Origin of the sequence: Nocardioides cremeus (genome assembly GCF_030518195.1) — a bacterium.
Classification (GTDB): Bacteria; Actinomycetota; Actinomycetes; order Propionibacteriales; family Nocardioidaceae; genus Nocardioides; species Nocardioides cremeus.
The window spans coordinates 1-19,794 of record NZ_JAULSC010000036.1 but is presented as its reverse complement, the minus strand read 5'-3'; the positions used below and the strand labels follow the sequence as shown (position 1 = coordinate 19,794).

At 72.7% G+C, this 19,794-nt stretch carries 17 protein-coding genes; 10 read left to right on the top strand and 7 right to left on the bottom strand.

The genetic code is table 11. From position 1 onward, the window contains the following. From QWJ41_RS19960 to QWJ41_RS19950, 3 genes are all read left to right on the top strand, one after another. A partial coding sequence (locus QWJ41_RS19960) for an MATE family efflux transporter (protein WP_302710213.1) occupies positions 1-1,263 on the top strand: 1,263 nt, incomplete at its 5' end. Positions 1,264-1,273: 10 nt separating this feature from the next. Next, positions 1,274-1,846 (top strand): hypothetical protein, encoded by a 573-nt coding sequence (locus tag QWJ41_RS19955; RefSeq protein ID WP_302710212.1) that lies wholly within the window; start codon positions 1,274-1,276, stop codon positions 1,844-1,846. 57 nt (positions 1,847-1,903) lie between these two features. Further along, positions 1,904-3,121: a hypothetical protein gene (locus QWJ41_RS19950; RefSeq protein WP_302710211.1), complete on the top strand. Its 1,218-nt coding sequence runs from the start codon at positions 1,904-1,906 to the stop codon at positions 3,119-3,121. 81 nt (positions 3,122-3,202) lie between these two features. Here QWJ41_RS19950 and rplI read toward each other — a convergent pair whose 3' ends face one another. The 4 genes from rplI to rpsF all read right to left on the bottom strand — a co-directional run bounded on the left by rplI (position 3,203) and on the right by rpsF (position 5,031). Further along, complete coding sequence (gene rplI / locus QWJ41_RS19945) at positions 3,203-3,649, bottom strand: 50S ribosomal protein L9 (RefSeq protein ID WP_302710210.1); 447 nt, start codon at positions 3,647-3,649, stop codon at positions 3,203-3,205. Between the two features lie 14 nt (positions 3,650-3,663). Beyond that, positions 3,664-3,900 (bottom strand): 30S ribosomal protein S18, encoded by a 237-nt coding sequence (rpsR, locus tag QWJ41_RS19940; RefSeq protein WP_179614814.1) that lies wholly within the window; start codon positions 3,898-3,900, stop codon positions 3,664-3,666. A 98-nt stretch (positions 3,901-3,998) separates the two neighbouring features. Further along, entirely contained in the window at positions 3,999-4,604 is a 606-nt protein-coding gene (locus QWJ41_RS19935) for a single-stranded DNA-binding protein (RefSeq protein WP_302710209.1), read from the bottom strand. 136 nt (positions 4,605-4,740) lie between these two features. Beyond that, entirely contained in the window at positions 4,741-5,031 is a 291-nt protein-coding gene (gene rpsF / locus QWJ41_RS19930) for a 30S ribosomal protein S6 (RefSeq protein WP_179614816.1), read from the bottom strand. A 257-nt stretch (positions 5,032-5,288) separates the two neighbouring features. Here rpsF and QWJ41_RS19925 point away from each other — a divergent pair, with 257 nt between their 5' ends. After that, positions 5,289-6,329, top strand: a complete 1,041-nt coding sequence (locus QWJ41_RS19925) for a serine/threonine-protein kinase (protein ID WP_302710208.1) — start codon at positions 5,289-5,291, stop codon at positions 6,327-6,329. Between the two features lie 16 nt (positions 6,330-6,345). On the opposite strand, the gene QWJ41_RS19920 is transcribed toward QWJ41_RS19925, so the two are convergent. Continuing rightward, positions 6,346-6,468, bottom strand: coding sequence for a hypothetical protein (locus QWJ41_RS19920; protein ID WP_302710207.1), 123 nt, complete (start codon positions 6,466-6,468; stop codon positions 6,346-6,348). Between the two features lie 96 nt (positions 6,469-6,564). On the opposite strand from QWJ41_RS19920, the gene QWJ41_RS19915 reads away from it, so the two are divergent. From QWJ41_RS19915 to QWJ41_RS19905, 3 genes are read left to right on the top strand one after another with little or no spacing between them, the layout of a single operon-like run. Then, entirely contained in the window at positions 6,565-7,374 is an 810-nt protein-coding gene (locus QWJ41_RS19915; protein WP_302710206.1) for a deoxyribonuclease IV, read from the top strand. Between the two features lie 10 nt (positions 7,375-7,384). Beyond that, on the top strand, positions 7,385-8,575 hold the full coding sequence (locus QWJ41_RS19910) for a lipid II:glycine glycyltransferase FemX (protein WP_302710205.1): 1,191 nt from the start codon (positions 7,385-7,387) through the stop codon (positions 8,573-8,575). Positions 8,576-8,582: 7 nt separating this feature from the next. Next, positions 8,583-9,692: an alanine racemase gene (locus QWJ41_RS19905; RefSeq protein ID WP_302710204.1), complete on the top strand. Its 1,110-nt coding sequence runs from the start codon at positions 8,583-8,585 to the stop codon at positions 9,690-9,692. An 87-nt stretch (positions 9,693-9,779) separates the two neighbouring features. On the opposite strand, the gene QWJ41_RS19900 is transcribed toward QWJ41_RS19905, so the two are convergent. Then, positions 9,780-11,195 carry a glycosyltransferase family 87 protein gene (locus QWJ41_RS19900; protein ID WP_302710203.1) on the bottom strand — a complete coding sequence of 472 codons (1,416 nt, stop codon included), beginning with the start codon at positions 11,193-11,195 and terminating at the stop codon, positions 9,780-9,782. Beyond that, complete coding sequence (locus QWJ41_RS19895) at positions 11,192-13,525, bottom strand: transglycosylase domain-containing protein (protein WP_302710202.1); 2,334 nt, start codon at positions 13,523-13,525, stop codon at positions 11,192-11,194. The genes QWJ41_RS19900 and QWJ41_RS19895 overlap by 4 nt, the downstream gene beginning before the upstream one ends. Before the next feature lie 157 nt (positions 13,526-13,682). On the opposite strand from QWJ41_RS19895, the gene QWJ41_RS19890 reads away from it, so the two are divergent. The 3 genes from QWJ41_RS19890 to QWJ41_RS19880 all read left to right on the top strand — a co-directional run bounded on the left by QWJ41_RS19890 (position 13,683) and on the right by QWJ41_RS19880 (position 19,663). Next, positions 13,683-14,393: a PadR family transcriptional regulator gene (locus QWJ41_RS19890; protein ID WP_302710201.1), complete on the top strand. Its 711-nt coding sequence runs from the start codon at positions 13,683-13,685 to the stop codon at positions 14,391-14,393. 20 nt (positions 14,394-14,413) lie between these two features. Then, on the top strand, positions 14,414-15,499 hold the full coding sequence (locus QWJ41_RS19885; RefSeq protein ID WP_302710200.1) for an inositol-3-phosphate synthase: 1,086 nt from the start codon (positions 14,414-14,416) through the stop codon (positions 15,497-15,499). Positions 15,500-15,679: 180 nt separating this feature from the next. Then, entirely contained in the window at positions 15,680-19,663 is a 3,984-nt protein-coding gene (locus tag QWJ41_RS19880; RefSeq protein WP_302710199.1) for a PKD domain-containing protein, read from the top strand. Positions 19,664-19,794 lie beyond the last annotated feature (131 nt).

Below are 19,794 nucleotides of genomic sequence, written 5' to 3'. Positions count from 1 at the left end.
GTGGGCCGGCTCGGCACCACCGAGCTGGCCGGTCTGGGCATCGCCGCGGTGGTGCTGCAGACCGCCGTGGGCCTGTGCGTCTTCCTCGCCTACGGCACCACCGCCAGCGTCGCGCGCCGCCTGGGCGCCGGCGACCTGCGCGGCGCGCTGGCCCAGGGCGTCGACGGCCTGTGGCTGGCGCTCGGCATCGGCGCGGTCACCACCGTGGCCGGCGTCGCGCTGACCGGCCCGCTCGTGGCGGCGTTCGGCGCCGGGGCCGAGATCAGCGAGCAGGCCACGACGTACCTGCGCATCGCCTTCCTCGGCACCACCCCGCTGCTGCTCATGCTGGCCGCCACCGGGGTGCTGCGCGGGATGCTGGACACCCGGACCCCGCTCTACGTCGCCGTGGGCGGCAACGTGCTCAACATCGTGCTCAACGTCGTGCTGGTCTACCCGGTCGGCCTGGGCATCGCCGGCTCGGCGATCGGCTCGGTCGTGGCCCAGGTGCTCAGCGCCGCCGTGCTCTGCACCGTGGTGGTGCGCGGGGCCCGCGCCCAGGGCGCCCCCCTGGGCCCCGACCTGCCCGGCATCCGGCTCGCCGCCCGGGCAGGCGTGCCGCTGGTGGTGCGCACCCTGACCCTGCGCGCGGCCATCCTCGCCACGACGTACGCCGTCACCCTGGGCGCCGCGCCCGGCGCCGGGCTCGACGTCGACCTGGCCACCCACCAGCTGGCGATGACGCTGTGGGGCTTCCTGGCCTTCGTGCTCGACGCCATCGCCATCGCCGCCCAGGCGCTGACCGGTCGCACCCTGGGGGCCGGCGACGTCGAGGCCACCCGCCGCCTGACCCGCCGGATGCTGCGCTGGGGCGTGGTCAGCGGGGTGGTCACCGGCGTCCTGCTGGCCGCGGCCAGCCCGCTGCTGGGCCCGCTCTTCAGCCGCGACGACGCCGTGCACGAGGCGCTGGTGCCGGTGCTGCTCATCGCGGCCCTGGGCCAGCCGGTGGCCGGCATCGTCTTCGTGCTCGACGGGGTGCTGATCGGCGCCGGCGACGGGCGCTACCTGGCTCTCGGCGGCCTGGTCACCCTGCTGGTCTACCTGCCCGTCGCGCTGCTCGCCGCGTCGTGGGGCGGGCTGCTCGCGCTGTGGGTGGCCTACACGACGGTCTTCATGGGCTCGCGGATGGTCGTGCTGGTGCTGCGCGAGCGCGGCGACGCCTGGGTCGTCACCGGCGCCGGCACGCCCGGCCCGGCCCGGCCCCGGTCGAGCACCGAGTCGTAGGCTCCCCGCCATGGCCCCGCTCTCCCTGGTCGCCTCGGGCCTGCTCCTGGTCGCGCTGGTCGCCCCCGCCGGCGGGTACGACGTGCTGGCCGACTGGGCGGGCTGGGCCCTGGTCGTGGTGGGCCTGCGCCGCCTCCCCGCCGCGACCGCGACGCGGCAGCGACCCCTGCTGCTCGGGCTGGCGGTGGCCGCCGGCCTGCTCTCGGCGGTGCTGTGGTTCCCGGTGCTGCACGAGCCGCTGGTCGACGTCGACCCCGCGATCGCCTGGGCGCTGAGCCTGCCGGCCCTGCTGGTGAGCGTGCTGCTGGCCCACGAGCTGGCCGCTGCGGCCGCGAGGGGCCTGGACCGCCCGGCCCGGCGGCGCTGGCAGCTGGCGCGCACCGTGGCCGTGCTGGTGGCCGTGCTGCCGGTGCTCGTCTACGGCGCTGGTCTGGACCGGCTGGAGCCCCTGGCCTTCGTGCTCGCCGACCTGCTGATCCTCGCCGTGATCGTGATGCTGCTGGTCGATGCCCGGCGTCCGTGGGCCGGTGGCACCCCCCGCGACTTCGGTCGAAGCACCGCGGGGGCGGCCGAGGATTCGTAGCCTGTGGCGCAGCGGGGCGTTGAAGCATCGACCCCGCCAGCCCCCGGAGGAACCTCGATGACCGTCCCCTCGTCCGTGCGCCGCGGCGCGACGCTGTCCGCGGCCGTGCTCGTGGGCACCCTGCTCCCGGTGCTCGCCCTGCCCGCCGCCCAGGCCGACCCGGGCTGCACCAGCGAGGCGGCCCCGCCCGGTGAGCTGCCGGTGCCGCTGCCGCTGCCCTCCCCCCTCGGACCCGGCGACCGCTGCGACGACAGCGAGGCGCCGGTGACCTCGTCGGTGACCGCCGCCCCCGCCGCCAACGCCGCCGGCTTCATCGCCCAGGACTCGGTGACCTTCACCTTCACCGGCGCCCACACCGACGCCGACGCCGACCCGATCGCCTTCGAGTGCCAGTTCTTCAACACCCCCGAGCCGCCGGCCGACGACGAGTGGACGCCCTGCGCCAGCCCGCAGACCTACACCGACCTCGAGGACACCCGCCGCCAGCTCGGCGGGGTGGAGACGCCCTACACCTTCCGGGTGCGCGCGTACGACGCCGCTGACCGCGGCATCGACGCCACCTCGCCGACCAACCTGCTGCTCGGCACCGGCGGCGCCGAGACCGACCTGCCCGACACCGACCAGACGCCCGAGCAGACCAGCTTCAAGGTCGACACCCAGCGCCCGGTCGCGAGCATCTTCAACACGCCCTTCGACCGCGAGACCCCCGAGCGGCCGATGATCACCACCGACAGCCCCACGCTGCGCATCAACGGCAACGAGCCCGCCCTGGTCTTCGACTGCGACATCGACGGTCGCGAGGTGCCCTGCCGCGACGACAACGTCACCTTCGCCGACCTCGGCCCCGGCACCCAGACCCTCTCCGTCTCGGTCACCGACCGGGCCGGCAACACCTCGGCCGAGCCGGCCACCACGAGCTTCACCGTGCCCGAGGACCTGGTCGCTCCGGGTCGGCGCTGGAAGACCCGGGCCTCGCGCCAGGCGTTCGGCGGCGACTACCTCGAGGCGTCGGCGTACAAGACCAAGATCACCGTCGCCGGCGTCGACGTGCGCGAGGTGCGCCTGCTGGCCAACACCGGCCCGAAGAGCGGCAAGCTGAAGTACAAGACGCCCGGCGGCGCGTGGCGCAAGGTCAAGCTCGGCGGCAAGACGACCAAGCGCGGCCAGGTCGTCATCGTGCGCAACGAGCAGAGCGCTCCGTTCACCGGCAAGATCGCCTTCCGCGTGATGAGCCGCGGCAAGCCGGTGCAGCTCGACGCGATCATGCTGCGCTGAGCCGCACCTGACGACGCACGACGGGCCCGGACCTCCAGTGGAGGTCCGGGCCCGTCGTGGTGGAGCGGGTGCTGCTGGGTCTCAGGCCTTGACGACGTTGAGGGCCACCGTGGCGGACACCTCGTCGTGCAGTCGCACCGAGACCTCGTGGGCGCCGAGCGAACGGATCGGGTTCTTGACCGCGATCGTGCGCTTGTCGACGGCCTCGCCGGTCGTCTCGGTCAGCGCCGAGGCGATGTCGGCGGGGGTGACGGCGCCGAAGAGACGCCCGCCCTCGCCGGCCTTGACCGCGACGTTGACCGATGCGGCCTCGAGCTTCGCCTTGATCTCGGCGGCGTGCTCGATGTCGCGGACCGCGCGGCTGGTGCGCGCGGCCTTGATCGACGCGACGGTCTTCTCGCCGCCGCGGGTCCAACGGATGGCCACGCCACGGGGCACGAGGTAGTTGCGGCCGTAGCCGTCCTTGACCTCGACCACGTCGCCCGGGCCACCGAGACCGGTGACCTCCTGGGTCAGGATGAGCTTCATCGTCCGTGCTCCTCTCAGCGACCGGTGGAGGTGTAGGGCAGCAGGGCCACCTCGCGGGCGTTCTTGACGGCGATGGCCACGTCGCGCTGGTGCTGGACGCAGTTGCCGGTCACCCGACGCGCGCGGATCTTGCCGCGGTCGGAGATGAACTTGCGGAGCAGGGTGGCGTCCTTGTAGTCGACGCCGCTCGCCTTCTCCTTGCAGAACTGGCAAACCTTCTTCTTGGGCTTGCGAATCACTGCCTTGGCCATTGTGGTGCTTCCTTTCTAGAAGCCCGCCCCGGAGTGGGTACCGGGTCGGAATGGGTCAGGTTGATCGGACAGGTGGTGCTGGACCGAGGGGTCCGGGATCAGAACGGGGGCTCCTCGCCCACGCCCGGGGCGCCCCAGGGGTCGTTGCCCTGGGCCGGTGCCGGCCGGGACTGGCCTCCGCCGAACCCGCCGCCCTGCTGGCCCCCCTGCTGGGGAGCCGGCGAGGCCCACGGGTCGTTGGCCGGGGCAGCGCCCTGGCCGCCACCCTGCTGGGCGCCGCCGGAGTAGCCTCCGCCGCCGCCCTGGCCACCGCCGGAGTAGCCCCCGCCGCCGCCCTGTCGGGTGGTGCGGGCGACCTTGGCGGTCGCGTAGCGCAGGGACGGGCCGACCTCGTCGACCTCGAGCTCCATCACGGTGCGCTTCTCACCCTCGCGGGTCTCGTAGGACCGGGCCTTGAGGCGGCCCTGGACCACGACGCGCATCCCCTTCTGGAGGGACTCGGCGACGTTCTCCGCGGCCTGGCGCCAGATCGAGCAGGACAGGAACAGCGCTTCGCCGTCCTCCCACTCGTTCGTCTGCTTGTTGAGGGTGCGCGGCGTCGACGCGATCCGGAAGTTGGCCACGGCCGCCCCCGAGGGGGTGAAGCGCAGCTCCGGGTCGTCGACGAGGTTGCCGACCACCGTGATGACGGTCTCGCCTGCCATGAGGTCTCCCTAGCGGTGTGCTGATCCTGGTGCTGTTCGGTCGTCCGAGACAGCGTTCGCGACCATGGTGGCCGCTGGCGCCGACATCGGACAGGGTCATCCACAAGTGGACGACCCGAGGCGTCGAGCCGGGGGCTCAGTGCGCGTCGGGCCGGATGACCTTGGTGCGCAGGATCGCCTCGTTGAGGCCGAGCTGACGGTCGAACTCCTTGACCGTGTCGGGCTCGGCGTTCAGCGAGATGACGGCGTAGATGCCCTCGGCGTTCTTCTTCACCTCGTACGCGAGGCGACGACGTCCCCAGACGTCGACGGACTCGACGGTGCCACCGTCCTTGGTGATCACGTTGAGGTACTTCTCGAGGGACGGCTGAATCGTCCGCTCTTCGAGGCTGGGGTCGAGGATGACCATCACTTCGTAGGCACGCATAGCGGTCTCCACCTCCTCTGGACTCGGCGGCCACGGTCTCTCCGTGGCAGGAGGGCTGTGCGGTTCCCGCACCCGGCACGCCGCGGAGCGGAGAGCTGGTGGGAGCGGGGCCCGAGGACACGGACCCGTCGGTGGGTCGTGCGATCTCGGACAGGGCAAGATAGCAGCGCGGCGGTGCGCCGGCCCAAACCCGGCCCCGACCCCGGGGTGTGGACGCGCGAGCGTGGGCGGCCCCGCGGGCGGGTAGACAGCACCTGATGAGCCGCACCGAGCCCCCGGCCCCACCCCGCGCCCTGCCACGCCCCCCGCCGCCGGCGGGCCCGCCGGCGCGCCTGGTCGGGCGCTACGAGCTCGCCGACCGCATCGGCCTGGGCGCGATGGGGTCGGTCTGGCGGGCCTGGGACCACCAGTCCGGTCGCTGGGTGGGCGCCAAGGTGCTCGACCAGACCACCGCCGCGGGCGACGCCGGGATGCTGCTGCGCTTCGTGCGCGAGCAGTCGGTGCGTGTCGCGCACCCGCACGTCGTGGCCCCCACCGGCTGGGCCGCCGAGGACCACCTGGTCGTCCTCACCATGGACCTGGTGCGCGGCGGGTCGCTCGACGACCTGCTCGCCGAGCACGGGCCGCTGCCCGAGAGCTACGTGCGGGTGCTCCTGGCCCAGCTGCTGCGCGCCCTGGCCGCGGTGCACGAGGCGGGGGTCGTGCACCGCGACGTCAAGCCGGCCAACCTGCTGCTCGAGCCCAGCGGCGGCGCCCGGCCGCACCTGCGACTGGGCGACTTCGGCGTCGCCACGCTGCTCCACGAGCCGCGCCTGACCCGGCACCCGGGGGCGGTCGGCACCGACGGCTACATGGCCCCCGAGCAGCGCCGCGGCGCGCTGCCCGACCCGCGCCAGGACCTGTACGCCGCCGGCGTCGTCGCGCTCCAGCTCCTCACCGGCCGTACGCCGACGCCCCAGGGCCCGCCAGCCCTGCCGGCCCTGCCTGCCTCGCCGCACCCGCAACCCGGGGACCTCGCCGGCCTGCTCGCGGCGCTGACCAGCCCCGACCCGGCCCACCGCCCGCCCACGGCGCTGGCCGCCCTGGAGCGGCTGCACCGGCTCGGGGTGCCACCGGGCACGCCGTGGGACGAGCTGACCCGCCCGCCGCACGTGCCCGACCGGCTCGGCGAGCCCGCCCCGCCACGCTCCTCCCGCCCCGCCGTCCCGCTCCGCGCCCGCACCACGCTCGCGGCGCTGTGCCTGGCCGGCGCCTCGGCGCTGTGCCTGGTGGCGCTGGGGCTGCTGCTGACCGGTTGAGCGGGACCGCCCGGCGTCAGCGGCGCAGCAGCAGGAGGCCCGCGACCAGCAGCACGACCGCTGCGAGCAGCAGCACGCTGGCGACGCCCAGCCGCTGCTCGGCCAGCGCCGGCGTGAGGAGAGTCGCTGGAAGGTGCACGGGCCCAGCGTGCCCGGGACAGTCCGCGACAAACCCGAGGTCGACCCGGGCCGGGCCCTGGGAGGCGTGGTCGGTGCGCGCTCCTAGGCTGAGGACATGTCCCCGCAGTCCCAGCAGATCGCCATCGGTGCCCACGTCGACCAGGCCGACCCGGTCGGGGAGGCCCGCGAGCGCGGGGTGCCCCTGGTCCAGATGTTCCTCGGCGACCCGCAGGGCTACCGGGGCCCCGAGATCCAGCACCCGGGCGGCGCGGCCGGGCTGCGCGAGGAGGCCGCGGAGGCGGGCGTCGATCTGTACGTGCACGCGCCGTACATCGTCAACGTCGCCACGACCAACAACCGCATCCGGATCCCCAGCCGCAAGCTCCTGCAGCAGCACGTCGACGCCGCCGCGGAGATCGGCGCGAAGGGGCTGATCGTGCACGGCGGCCACGTCAACAAGGCCGACGACCCGTCGATCGGCTTCGACAACTGGCGCAAGGCCGTCGAGGCCACCGACCTCAAGGTCCCGCTGCTGATCGAGAACACCGCCGGCGGCGACAACGCGATGACCCGCTACCTCGAGAGGATCGCCGGCGTGTGGGCCGCGATCGAGGGCACGGAGGGGGCCGACATGGTCGGCTTCTGCCTCGACACCTGCCACGCCCACGCCGGGGGCAACGACCTCGAGACGGTGGTCGCCGACGTGCTGGCCATCACCGGACGCATCGACCTGGTGCACGCCAACGACAGCCGCGACGAGTTCGGCTCGGGCGCCGACCGGCACGCCAACTTCGGCGCCGGGCGCATCGACCCCGACCTGCTGGCCGCCGTGGTGCGCGACGCCGCAGCGCCGGTCGTGATGGAGACTCCCGGCCCCGCCGAGGCGCACGTCGCCGACGCGGCCTGGCTCCGCGATCGGCTGTAACGTCGCCGCCGTGACCCGCAGCGCGCCCCGAGCCGAGACCTCCGCCCCGATCCGGGTGCGGGAGATCACGCCCGCCGAGCACCTGGGCTTCCTCGAGACCCGCGAGTCGGCCAGCTTCCTGCAGACCCCCGCGTGGGGCCGGGTGAAGTCGGAGTGGCGGCGCGAGTCGCTCGGCTTCTTCGACGGCGACGAGCTCGTCGGCGCGGCGCTGGTGCTCTACCGCCAGCTGCCCCGCCTCAAGCGCTACCTGGCCTACGTGCCCGAGGGCCCGGTCATCGACTGGGCCGCCGACGACCTGGCCCGGTGGCTGCAGCCGCTGGCGGCGCACTGCCGGGCCCGCGGCGCCTTCGGGGTGCGGATGGGGCCCCCGGTGGTCACCGCCCGCTGGAGCGCCCAGCAGGTCAAGGACGGCATCGCCGACGACGGCGTACGCCGCCTCGGCGACCTGGCCCCCCTCGAGCGCGACCACGTCGGCGCCCGGGTGCTCTCCCAGCTCGAGTCGCTGGGCTGGCGCCACCAGGGCGTGGAGGGCGGCTTCGCCGCCGGTCAGCCGCAGTTCGTCTTCCAGGTGCCCCTCGTCGACGCCGACGGCGCGGCCCTCGACGAGGACGCCGTGCTCAAGGCGATGAACCAGCAGTGGCGCCGCAACATCAAGAAGGCCGCCAAGGCCGGCGTCGAGGTGCAGTCGACCTCCGGGGTGGCCGAGGCGCTCGAGGCGCTGCCGGCCTTCCACGAGCTCTACGTGCACACCGCGGAGCGCGACCACTTCACCCCGCGCCCGCTCTCCTACTTCCGCACCATGGTCGAGGCGCTGGCCGGCGAGGGCGAGGAGCTCGGCCAGCCCGACCGGATGCGCCTGCACCTGGCCCGCCACGAGGGCGACCTGGTCGCGGCTACCATCGCGATCCGCGTCGGCACCCACGCCTGGTACTCCTACGGCGCCTCCTCCACCGACAAGCGCGACGTGCGCGGCTCCAACGCCGCGCAGTGGGCGATGATGCGCGACGCGCTCGCCGCCGGGGCCCACGTCTACGACCTGCGCGGCATCACCGACACCCTCGAGGCCGACGACAGCCACGTCGGGCTGATCCAGTTCAAGGTCGGCACCGGCGGCCAGGCCGTCGAGCTGGCCGGCGAGTGGGACCTGCCCATCAACAAGGTGCTCTACCGCGCCTTCAGCCTCTACATGGCACGCAGGTGAGCGCGCGATGAGCCTGGTCCTGACCGTCGACGGCCCGCGCTGGCGCGAGCACCTGCGCCGCACCGCCGCGGCCCACCCCGGGCTGGTGCCCGTGGTCAAGGGCAACGGCTACGGCTTCGGCCGCGGCCGGCTCGCGCGGCGTACCCAGTGGCTGGCTGAGCAGGACCTGGGCCACGACGCCGCGGCGGGCACCTGCGACACCCTGGCCGTCGGCATGTACGACGAGATCGGCGAGGTCGCGCAGCGCTTCGACGGCAGCATCGTCGTGCTGACCCCGTGGCGCCCCTTCGGCGCCGCCCTCGAGGCCACCGACGACGACGCGCTGGCCGACCGGCTGGTGCACACCGTGGGCCGTCTCGAGGACCTGCGCGGGCTGCTCGCGCGCCGCCCCCGGGCCCGGTTCGTGCTGGAGCGGATGACCAGCATGCAGCGCCACGGGTTCAGCGCCCGCGGCCTGTGGTCGGTCGGCGAGGTGCTGCGCGACCACCCCGGCGCCCGGCTCGAGGGCGTCGCCATGCACTTCCCGCTCGCCCACGGCTCGCACACCTCCGAGGCCTCGCGCCTGCTCACCGACGTCGTCGGCGCCGAGCTGCCCGAGGGCCCCGGCGCCCGCACGGTGTGGGTCTCGCACCTCAGCGACACCGAGCTGGCCGGGCTGGCCGCCCGGTGGCCCGAGTACCGCTTCCGCTCCCGGATGGGCACCGGCCTGTGGCTGGGCGAGCGCAGCGCGCTGACGGTGACCTCGACCGTCCTCGACGTGCACCCCCTCGAGCGCGGCGACGTCTTCGGCTACCGCGGCCGCACCGCCCCCAAGTCGGGCCACCTGCTCATCGTCACCGGCGGCACCGCCCACGGCATCGGGCTCGAGGCGCCGACCGGCGACCTCGGCCTGCGCGGGCGTGCCGCGACGATCGCGCGCGGCGGCCTCGACGCCGTGGGGTTCGTGCGCTCCCCGTTCTCGATCGACGCCAAGCAGCGGCTCTTCGCCGAGCCGCCCCACATGCAGGCCTCGATGCTCTTCCTGCCCGCCGGCGCCCGGGTGCCCGCCGTCGGCGACACCGTCGACGTCCGGGTGCGCTACACCGCCACCACCTTCGACCGCGTCGTGGTCACCTGAGGGGTGCGCCCGGCCTCTGCATGAGTCCCCGGCTGACCGGGGACTCCTGCACTTGTCAGGGGTTGCAACACCCGTCAAGCGCATGAGTCACCGGCTGGCCGGGGATTCCTGCAGCCGGTCCGTACGCCGCCGCACCGGGTCGTGGCGGGGCCGCCAGACGTCGCGGGCGACCAGGGCCACGAGGTAGAGCTCGGCGGCGACCCGGAGCACGATGGCGACCCAGTAGAAGCCGGCGTCACCGCCCCCGCCGGCGTCGAGGAGGCCGCCGAGGTACCACCAGACCGAGGCGAAGTAGAGGACCTCGCCGGCCTGCCACACCAGCTGGTCGCGCAGCCGGGGCCGGGCGAGCACCGCGAGCGGCAGCAGCCACAGGACGTACTGCGGCGAGTAGACCTTGTTGACCAGCAGGAAGCCGGCGACCAGCAGGAAGCCGAGCTGGGCCAGGCGCGGGGTCTCGGGGGCCAGCATGCCGAGCACGAAGACCCCGGCGCACCAGGCGGCGAAGAAGACCAGCGAGGTGGTGTTGATGGTGGAGGGGGCGATGTCGAGGTCGGCGGCCTGCGCGGCGACCAGCCACAGCGAGCCCAGGTCGGCGCCGCGCTCGGAGTTGAAGGACCAGAAGACCCGCCACTGCTCGAGGCCGGTCACCATCGCCGGCAGGTTGGCCAGCACCCACGCGACGCCCGCGCCGAGCCAGGCCAGCCCGAGCTCGCGCCAGCGGCGCCCGCGCAGGCAGATCACCAGCAGCGCCCCGAGAAGGAAGAGCGGGTAGAGCTTGGTGGCGGTGCCGAGCCCGACGAGCACCCCGGTCAGCAGCGGTCGCCCGGTCGCCCACGCCCAGGTCGCGCCGGCGACCAGCACCACGGCCAGCAGGTCCCAGTTGACGAGGCCGGTCAGCAGCAGTGCCGGTGAGGCCGCGAACCACAGCGCGTCCCACGGCCGCCGGGGGTGGGTGCGGGCCAGCAGCCACACCGCGAGGAGGGTCAGCACGGCGAAGCCGAGCGCGTTGACGATGACGAAGGCGCGGATCTCGCGCTGCACCTCGACGTCGCCGAAGAGCGTGCCGGGCTCGGCGGCACGGCGCTCGGCGAGGTCGGGCAGGCCGGTGAGCCCCTCGGTCAGTCCCTGCGCCACCAGCGCGGTGCCCCACGCCCAGTAGGAGATCCCGACCGGGTACTCCATCACCTCGGGGTAGCGCTCGCGCAGCGTCTCGTCGCCCGAGTAGGGCCAGGCCCGCTCCACCAGCGCCCGGCCGGTGTAGAGGTAGGGCAGGTCGGAGTAGCACATCTGGCTGAAGCGGGCGTCGCTGTCGCTCCAGGTCTCGGAGTAGCAGGGCGCCTTCTGCAGCATCCCCAGCGCGACCACGACCGCGGCCAGGGCCAGCAGCACCCGCACCGGCGTCCACCAGGGGTGCGGCCCGGCGCGCTCACCCAGGGGCCCGCCGAGACCCTCGCTGAGGGTCGCGGCGAGCGGGTCCTCGCGGGTGGGCGCCGCGTCGGTCACTGGCCGCGGCGACGCTCGGCGTACGCCGGCTCGTCACGGCGACCGCCCGGGCCCTGGCTGGGTCCGCTGCTGCCGCCGCCGGCCGCCGGCGACGAGCTCGACGACGGCTGCGAGGACGGGGAGGGGCTGCCCGACGGCGACGGACTGCTGCTCGGCCCGCAGAGGACCCCCTCGCAGTCGTCGGTCGGTGTCGGGCTCGGGGTCGGCGTCGGCGACGAGGTGGTCGGCTCCTGGGTGGGGCTCGGCTCCTTGGTCGGCGAGGGCTGCCTGGTCGGCGACTGCTGCGTGGGCTGCGGGCTCGACGGCGCCGGCGGGGCGGTGGTCGGCGCGTAGCCCGGGGGCGCCTCGCCGTCGACGAAGACCGGCTCGGGGAACTCCTCGACCTCCAGGCCCTCCATCAGGTCGCTCATCACCGCGAGCCAGGTGTCGGCGGGGTAGGCGCCGCCGAAGTACTCGGGCAGCCAACCCTGCAGCTGCTCGTTGCCCTTGCCGCGCACGTACATGACCGCGGTGGACATCTGCGGGGTGTAGCCGGCGAACCAGGCCGAGGAGACCTCGCCCTTGCCGTTGGTGGCGGTGCCGGTCTTGCCGGCCGCGGGGCGGCCCAGGGCGAGCGCGGCGGTGCCGGAGCCCCCGGTGACGTTCTGCTGCAGGGCGTAGGAGACGTCGGCGGCGATGTCGGCGCCCACGGCCCGCTCGGTGCTCTCCTCGTGGGTGTACTCGACCTCGCCGTCGGCGCTCACGACCTCCTCCACGACGTACGGCTCGGAGTACACGCCCTCGTTGGCGATCGTGGCGTAGGCGTTGGCCATGTTGACCGGGCTCACGGTGGCGTTGCCCAGGGCGATGCCGGTGATCGCCTCGAGGCCCGGCGAGGTCGGCGGGATGCCGGCGGCGTCCTTGCCGGCCTCGGCCGGCGGGATGCCCATCGCGTTGGCCATGTCGAGGATTTTCTGCGGGCCTTTCTCCATCGCCAGCGTCATGTCGATGAAGGCGGAGTTCGCCGACTTCTGGGTCGCGTAGACCATGTCGATGGCCGAGCCGTAGCTCGTGTCGCCCTGGTTCTCGACCTCGGTGCCGTCGGGCAGCTCGTAGGGGGAGTTGCCGTCGAAGGTGTCGCGCAGCGAGAAGCCCTCCTTGATGGCAGCGGCCAGGGCGAAGGCCTTCAGGGTCGAGCCGGCCTGGCCGCCCGTGACGGCCCAGTTGAACTGCGACTGCACGTAGTCCTGACCGCCGTAGAAGCCGCGGACCGCGCCGGTGCCGGGCTCGACGCTGGCCACGCCGACGTGCAGCTGCTTGTCGCCGAAGCCCTCGGGGCGCGCCTCGAGCACGCCCTGCTCGGCGGCGGTCATCGCGTCCTCGGTGAAGGTCGTGGTCACCCGCAGGCCGCCACCGTCGATCTCGTCGTCGCTGAAGCCGAGCTGGTTGAGCTCGTTGCGCACCATCTCGAGCACGTGGCCCTTCTGGCCGCCGTAGGTGCTCTCGGCCTCGACCTCGGGGAACTTGGGCAGCCGCTTCGCGGCCTTCTCCGCCTCCTCGGGCGTGATCGACTCGAGCTTCTCCATCTGGCTCAGCACGTAGTCGTAGCGGCCCTCGAGCTCCTGCTTGCTGTCCTTGCCGCCCGCCGGGTCGAAGCGCGAGGGGTTGTTGAGCACCGCGGCCAGCACGGCCGACTGGCGCAGGTTCATGTCGGCGGCGTCCTTGTCGAAGTACGCTCGGGCGGCCGCCTGCACGCCGTACGCGCCGCGGCCGAAGTAGATGGTGTTGAGGTAGCCCTGAAGGATCTCGGTCTTGGACTGCTGGCGGTGCAGCTTCAGCGCCAGGATGGCCTCCTTGACCTTGCGCTCGTAGGAGCGCTCCTGGGTCAGGTAGAGCACCTTGACGTACTGCTGGGTGATCGTGGAGGCGCCCTGGGTGTCGTCGCCCGAGGCGTTGTTGAAGAAGGCCCGCGCGATGCCCTTGGGGTCCAGGCCGGAGTCGCTCCAGAAGGACTGGTTCTCCGCGGCCACCACGGCGTCCTTGATGGAGTCGGGCATCTCGTCGTAGGAGATGGAGGTGCGGTCCTGGGTCGCGAACCGGCCCGCCTCGGTCTTCCCGTCGGCGTAGTAGACGAAGGTCGTCTCGGTCTCGAACTCCGCGTTGGGGTCGGGGATGTCGGTGCTCTGGTAGAGGTAGAAGAACCCGCCGGCCCCGAGCAGCAGCCCGACCAGGGCGGCGATCGAGCCCCACTTCAGGACGCTGGTCGAACGCTGCTTCCAGGTCCGCGGCGCCGTCTTCTTCGCGGGGGACTTCTTCACGGCCGGGCCCTCGGCCCTGCGCTTGGCTGTCACGTCGGTGCTGCTCCAGGGGAAGGGGGCGCGGGGGGCGCCCGGTGGTCCGGACCGTCCATCAGGGTACGCATCCCGGGCCAGGACGCACCGTTGCCGGCGCCACACCGCCTCCCACGCACTTTTCTCATCGCGGGGATATATCGCTACGATAGGTCGCATGGCACGTCGTGGAGAGACCATCGAGCTGGCAGTCCTCGGACTGCTGCACGAGGGACCCATGCACGGCTACGAGCTGCGCAAGCGGCTGAACCTGATGCTCGGCTGGGGCCGGGTGCTGTCCTACGGCTCGCTCTACCCGACGCTGAAGAAGATGCTGCGCGCCGGGCTGATCGAGGAGTCGGCACCCACCCGCACACCGGTGAGCCGCCGGCCCCGCATCACCTACGAGGTCACCGAGGCCGGCACCCACGAGTTCGAGCGGCTGATGTCGGAGGTCGGGCCCACCGCGTGGGAGGACGACAACTTCGACATCCGCTTCGCCTTCTTCTCCTCCACCGACATGGAGATCCGGCTGCGCGTGCTCGAGGGTCGCCGCACCCGCCTCCAGGAGCGTCTCGAGCGGGTCCAGGGCCAGCTCTCGATGACGCAGAAGGAGGTCGACCGCTACGCCGCGGAGCTGCAGCGCCACGGCGTGGAGTCGGTCGAGCGCGAGGTGCGCTGGCTCTCCGACCTCATCAACGCCGAGCGCGACGGCAACCACCCGGGTCACGACGCGGCCCGGCCGCAGTCCCCCGCATCGCCGCAGCCGCAGGACGCGGACACCGACGAGAACCACAAGATCGACGACCAGCACGTCCCACCGGACACCTCAGCCGAGGTGCCGGCGACCACAGCTCGACGACCCGGCCCCGCGGCCGGGGAGTCGTGAGACAAGGAAGGAACGACCCGATGGGTTCGGTTCGAGTAGCAATCGTGGGAGTCGGCAACTGCGCCACCTCCCTCGTCCAGGGTGTCGAGTACTACAAGGACGCCGACCCCGAGGCCAGCGTCCCCGGTCTGATGCACGTCATGTTCGGCGAGTACCACGTCAAGGACGTCGAGTTCGTCGCCGCCTTCGACGTCGACGACATGAAGGTCGGCAAGGACCTCTCCGAGGCCATCCACGCCTCCCAGAACAACACCATCAAGATCGCCGACGTGCCCACCCTGGGTGTCGAGGTCCAGCGCGGCCCGACGCTCGACGGCCTGGGCAAGTACTACCGCGAGACCATCGAGGAGTCCGGCGCCGAGCCGGTCGACGTGGTCGCCGCCCTGCGCGACGCCGAGGTCGACGTGATGGTCTCCTACCTGCCCGTGGGCTCGGAGGAGGCGGACAAGTTCTACGCCCAGTGCGCCATCGACGCCGGTGTGGCCTTCGTCAACGCGCTGCCCGTCTTCATCGCCTCCGACCCGGTGTGGGCCAAGAAGGTCGAGGACGCCGGCGTCCCGATCGTGGGCGACGACATCAAGAGCCAGGTCGGCGCCACCATCACCCACCGGGTGATGGCCCGCCTGTTCGAGGACCGCGGCGTGACGCTGGACCGCACCTACCAGCTCAACGTCGGCGGCAACATGGACTTCAAGAACATGCTCGAGCGCGAGCGCCTGGAGTCCAAGAAGGTCTCCAAGACCCAGGCCGTCACCTCGAACCTGACCGGCGAGCTCAAGGGCAAGATCTCCGACCGCAACGTCCACATCGGTCCCTCCGACCACGTCGAGTGGCTCGACGACCGCAAGTGGGCCTACGTGCGCCTCGAGGGTCGTGCCTTCGGCGACGTGCCGCTGAACCTCGAGTACAAGCTCGAGGTCTGGGACTCCCCCAACTCCGCCGGCATCATCATCGACGCCCTGCGCGCCGCGAAGATCGCCAAGGACCGCGGGATCGGCGGCCCGATCATCTCGGCGTCGTCGTACCTGATGAAGTCCCCGCCGGTGCAGCTGCCCGACGACGAGGGCCGCCGCCGCGTCGAGGCCTTCATCGCCGGCGAGGAGTGAGCACCACCCGCTGAGCAGCACCCCAGCAGCAGCAGCACCGAGGACGGCGCGGACCCATCGGGTCCGCGCCGTTCGTCGTCGCGCGACATACGTCCCCGGGTTTCGTAACCCCGGACGGGCGGGGGTCGTTGCCTCGGCGTACGCGTCCCCACCAGGGGGCGCCCCGTCTCGAGGACCTCCATGCACCCCACACCCCGCCACCGCCGGCGGCTCCGGGCCACCGCCCTGATCGCCGCCGGCACCACCGCGCTGTCCGGACTCGGGGCCCTCGGCCTCGGCGCCTCCGCCGGCGCGGCCCCCGCCAGCACCAGCAGCACCAGCAGCAGCGCCGTCGCCGCCACCGCGGCTCCCGGCGTCGTCGCCGCCACCGCGGCTCCCGGCGTCGTCGCCGCCCCGCCCAGCGAGGCCACCCTCGGTGGCCTCACCGTGGAGAACAGCTTCGTCTCCTCGGTGGGCTGGGTGAAGCCCGGCGAGACCTACCCCTCGCGGATCCTGCTCACCAACTCGGGCACCACCCCGGTCACCGGCGTGAGCATCACCGTCACCGCCCCGCGCGGCAGCACCATCACCGCCGCACGCACACCGGGCGGGACCTCCGCCAGCCCGGTGCCCGCCGGCGGCACCGAGACGCTCATGTGGACCGTGCCGCTGGTGCCCGCCGGCAGCGCCGAGTCGCCGGCCCGGGTCACCCTGGTCCTCGAGCACCGGGCCGACTCGCTGGCCCAGGAGCCCACCATCGTGTGGCGCGACCTGTCGACCACCGCCAAGGTCACCCTGGCCTCGCAGAGCACCAGCGTGACCAGCCACGGCCCCAAGGTGATCCCGCCCAGCGAGGTCTACGACACCGCGCGCTACGGCGACCGGCCCTTCCCGATCGTCCCGGTGCAGTACACCGACCGGAAGTACCAGGACACCCACACCGGCGGCCAGCTCGAGAAGATCATCAACGACCCGATCTTCGAGGGCTCCACGTTCAACCTGTTCCAGGAGATGAGCCTGGGCCAGCTCTTCCCCGAGGGCACCGTGCCCTCGGCCGGCCTCGACGGCACCGACTTCACCTACGAGCCGGGCTTCGACTTCACCGGCGTCCAGGTCGGCCAGACCTGCACCGGCGGCGTCACCTTCGCCGACTCCCCGCTCGACCCGGCCGGCACCCCGGTCTACCCCGAGCGGATCAGCAACGGCGTCTACAACCTGCCCGGCAACACCGCCTACTACGGCGCCGACGCCAACGGCTCGGCGCTGATCGGCGCGCTCGCCGGCGTCGGGGCCCTCCAGGCCATCGACAGCGGCTGCGGCACGCCCGGCAAGATGGTCTACGACGCCGCCGCGATCGCCGACCCCGAGGTCGACTACTCCGACTTCGACACCGACAAGGACGGCGTCGTCGACTTCTTCATGGCCGTCTTCGCCGGCTGCGGCGGCAACGGCGCGAGCCAGCTGAGCGTGGCCGGCTGCGAGTACGCCGATGCGCCGTACGACAACGTGTGGCCGCACTCCTCGTCGCTGGAGTTCTACTACACCGACCCGACGACCGGGCTGGCCGGCTTCACCACCGACGACCAGCTCAAGGACCTCGAGGGCCGTCCGCTCTGGTACACCGACACCACGCGGACCACGATGACCACGACCGACAAGGGCAAGGACCTCAAGGTCTTCGTCCGGGTCGGGCCCTACAACGTCAACCCCGAGACCGCCATCGACGCCGCGAGCGTCATCAGCCACGAGTACGGCCACTCGCTGGGCCTTCCCGACTTCTACTCCACCGGCAGCCGCGAGACCTACGGCGACTGGAACCTGATGGCCACCGACCAGTCGCAGAACATGGACGCGTTCTCGCGCCAGGAGATGGGCTGGGTCGTCCCGCAGGTCCTCGACGCCTCGACCTCGGTCACGGGCTGGAAGGACTCCAAGACCGACATCGACGCGATCACCTGGCAGACCCCCGACGGCACGCCGTACACGCTGCGCGAGGGCACCGACGGTCGCGTGCAGAACTCGCAGATGTACGTCGCCAAGCTGCCCGGTCGCCAGCTGCTCGACCCGGCCGTCTTCGACTCCGGCGACAAGGCCAGCAAGACCCACGCCTGGTGGTCCGGCTCGGGCAACGACTTCGGCTGCGCCCCGCAGAGCGGTCGCAACCTCGACGTCGCGATCCCCCAGCTGGCCGCCGTGCCCGCGGGCAGCAAGGTGGAGCTGTCGATGAAGTCGTGGTGGGACATCGAGTGGGACTACGACTACGGCTTCGTGCTCACCACCACCGACGGCGGCAAGACCTACACCTCCAACGAGTCGGAGAACGGCTACACCACCTCCAACACCGACCCGCTGGCCGGCAACCCCAACCAGAACCAGTGCCAGGCCACCTTCGACAACGGCCTGACCGGCACCTCCGGCAGCTACCAGGCCGGCTCGGAGGCCATCGACCGCAAGGCCGGTGAGACCCCCGAGGCCGTCTTCCTCGCCGACAAGTACGACATCAGCGAGCTCGCCGGGCAGCAGGCCGGCGCGCTGCGGTTCAGCTACGCCACCGACCCGGGCCTGGCGCGGCCCGGCTGGTTCGTCGACGACCTCAAGGTCACCGTCACCGAGCCCGGCAAGGCGCCGTACGACGTGCTGGTCGCCGACCTCGAGACCAGCGGTGGTCCCGACGACGGCCGCATCTTCAACGGCGGGTGCCGCAAGGACCTGAGCGTGGCCCAGAGCTGCACCCAGGGCTGGAAGTTCCTGCAGGCCGGCGCGGCCTCGCAGCAGGACCACGCCTACTACCTCGAGATGCGTGACCGGTCGGGCTTCGACTTCGACGGCAAGGGCCAGGCCGACCGCGGCGGCGCCGCCTTCGAGGCCGGCCTCTCGCTGGTCTACACCGACGAGGCGCACGGCTACGGCAACACCGGCACCGACAACCCGCCGGCCCAGTCGCCGCTCGACGCCACGCCCACCCCGGGCAGCGACACCCCCGAGCTCGACGACGCGGCCTTCACCGCCGCAACCGGCCGCTCGAGCTTCTCCGACGCCCCGGCCAAGCCGCACGTGGACAACTACTCCGACCCGAGCACCACCTCGGGCGACTGGGAGTTCGCCTTCGGCTGCCTCGGCTTCACCGTCAAGGAGATGACCGGCGCCGACGCGGCCCCGGCCAACAACCTGACCGGCGCGGTCGACCTGACGGTCGGCTCGGGCTGCGGCGAGTTCGACTACGGCTTCCTCGACGAGGAGCCGGCCGGCGACAACACCGCGCCGCAGGCCGTGGCCAAGGCCACCCCCGCCACGGTGAGCACCGGTGAGGACGTGACGCTCTCGGCCGAGGGCAGCACCGACGCCCAGAGCGGCGTCGAGGACCTCGACTTCGTCTGGGACCTCGGCAACGGCGGCGAGGCCAAGGACGCGACCGGCGAGGTCGTGACCGCGTCGTACGACACGGCGGGCACCAAGACCGCCACGGTCACGGTGACCGACCCGCAGGGCGCCGTCGACACCGCGTCGGTGACCATCACCGTCACCGAGGGCGGCGGCGAGAACACCGCCCCTACCGCCGAGGCGAAGGCCAAGCCGGCGCGCGCGACCGACGCGCGCTCGGTGCGGCTGTCGGGCAAGGGCTCCAGCGACGCCGAGACCGACGCCAAGGACCTGACCTACACCTGGGACTTCCACGACGGTGGCAGCGAGGTCGACGCCCGCGGGCGCCGCACCAAGCACCGCTTCCGTGAGGTGGGGGTGCAGAAGGTCACCCTGACCGTCACCGACGAGGCCGGCGCCAGCGACACCGACACGATCCGGTTCCGGGTGCACCGGTTCTCGGCCTGCCAGTCCGGCAGGGTCGAGCGCTCCGGCTCGTGGCGCACGGTCGGGTCGCAGCGCGGGCCCGGCGGCAACTACTGCGACAACGCTGCCAAGGGCCAGGGCGGCGGCAAGGACGTGCTGCGCCTCGACTTCAGCGGCCCGCAGGCCGCCGTGGTCTACGGCACCGACGCCCGCGGCGGCAAGGCCACGGTGCTCGTCGACGGCAAGCGCGTCGGGGTGATCTCGTTCAAGAGCGACGAGCCCTCGCGACGGGTGGCCCTGGAGCGCCGGTTCACCGGTCTCGGCAAGGGCTCGCACACCCTCGTGCTGAAGGTCCGCTCCAAGCTGGCCTACGTCGACGGGTTCGTCACCAAGAAGTAGCCCAGCAGCACAGCCAGCAGCACAGTACCGGCGCCGGTCCCCTCGTGGGGCCGGCGCCGGTCTGCGTCCGCCGACTCCGTTGGTCGAGCAGCGACGAGCGCCAGCGAGGAGCGACGCCGAGACCCCGTGAA

What these genes read in the sequence shown, in the direction of transcription:
- QWJ41_RS19955 (WP_302710212.1), top strand. Translation starts at nt 1,274, where the DNA reads ATGGCCCCGCTCTCCCTGGTCGCCTCGGGCCTGCTCCTGGTCGCGCTG.
- QWJ41_RS19950 (WP_302710211.1), top strand. Translation starts at nt 1,904, where the DNA reads ATGACCGTCCCCTCGTCCGTGCGCCGCGGCGCGACGCTGTCCGCGGCC.
- rplI (WP_302710210.1), bottom strand. Translation starts at nt 3,649, where the DNA reads ATGAAGCTCATCCTGACCCAGGAGGTCACCGGTCTCGGTGGCCCGGGC.
- rpsR (WP_179614814.1), bottom strand. Translation starts at nt 3,900, where the DNA reads ATGGCCAAGGCAGTGATTCGCAAGCCCAAGAAGAAGGTTTGCCAGTTC.
- QWJ41_RS19935 (WP_302710209.1), bottom strand. Translation starts at nt 4,604, where the DNA reads ATGGCAGGCGAGACCGTCATCACGGTGGTCGGCAACCTCGTCGACGAC.
- rpsF (WP_179614816.1), bottom strand. Translation starts at nt 5,031, where the DNA reads ATGCGTGCCTACGAAGTGATGGTCATCCTCGACCCCAGCCTCGAAGAG.
- QWJ41_RS19925 (WP_302710208.1), top strand. Translation starts at nt 5,289, where the DNA reads ATGAGCCGCACCGAGCCCCCGGCCCCACCCCGCGCCCTGCCACGCCCC.
- QWJ41_RS19915 (WP_302710206.1), top strand. Translation starts at nt 6,565, where the DNA reads ATGTCCCCGCAGTCCCAGCAGATCGCCATCGGTGCCCACGTCGACCAG.
- QWJ41_RS19905 (WP_302710204.1), top strand. Translation starts at nt 8,583, where the DNA reads ATGAGCCTGGTCCTGACCGTCGACGGCCCGCGCTGGCGCGAGCACCTG.
- QWJ41_RS19890 (WP_302710201.1), top strand. Translation starts at nt 13,683, where the DNA reads ATGGCACGTCGTGGAGAGACCATCGAGCTGGCAGTCCTCGGACTGCTG.
- QWJ41_RS19885 (WP_302710200.1), top strand. Translation starts at nt 14,414, where the DNA reads ATGGGTTCGGTTCGAGTAGCAATCGTGGGAGTCGGCAACTGCGCCACC.
- QWJ41_RS19880 (WP_302710199.1), top strand. Translation starts at nt 15,680, where the DNA reads ATGCACCCCACACCCCGCCACCGCCGGCGGCTCCGGGCCACCGCCCTG.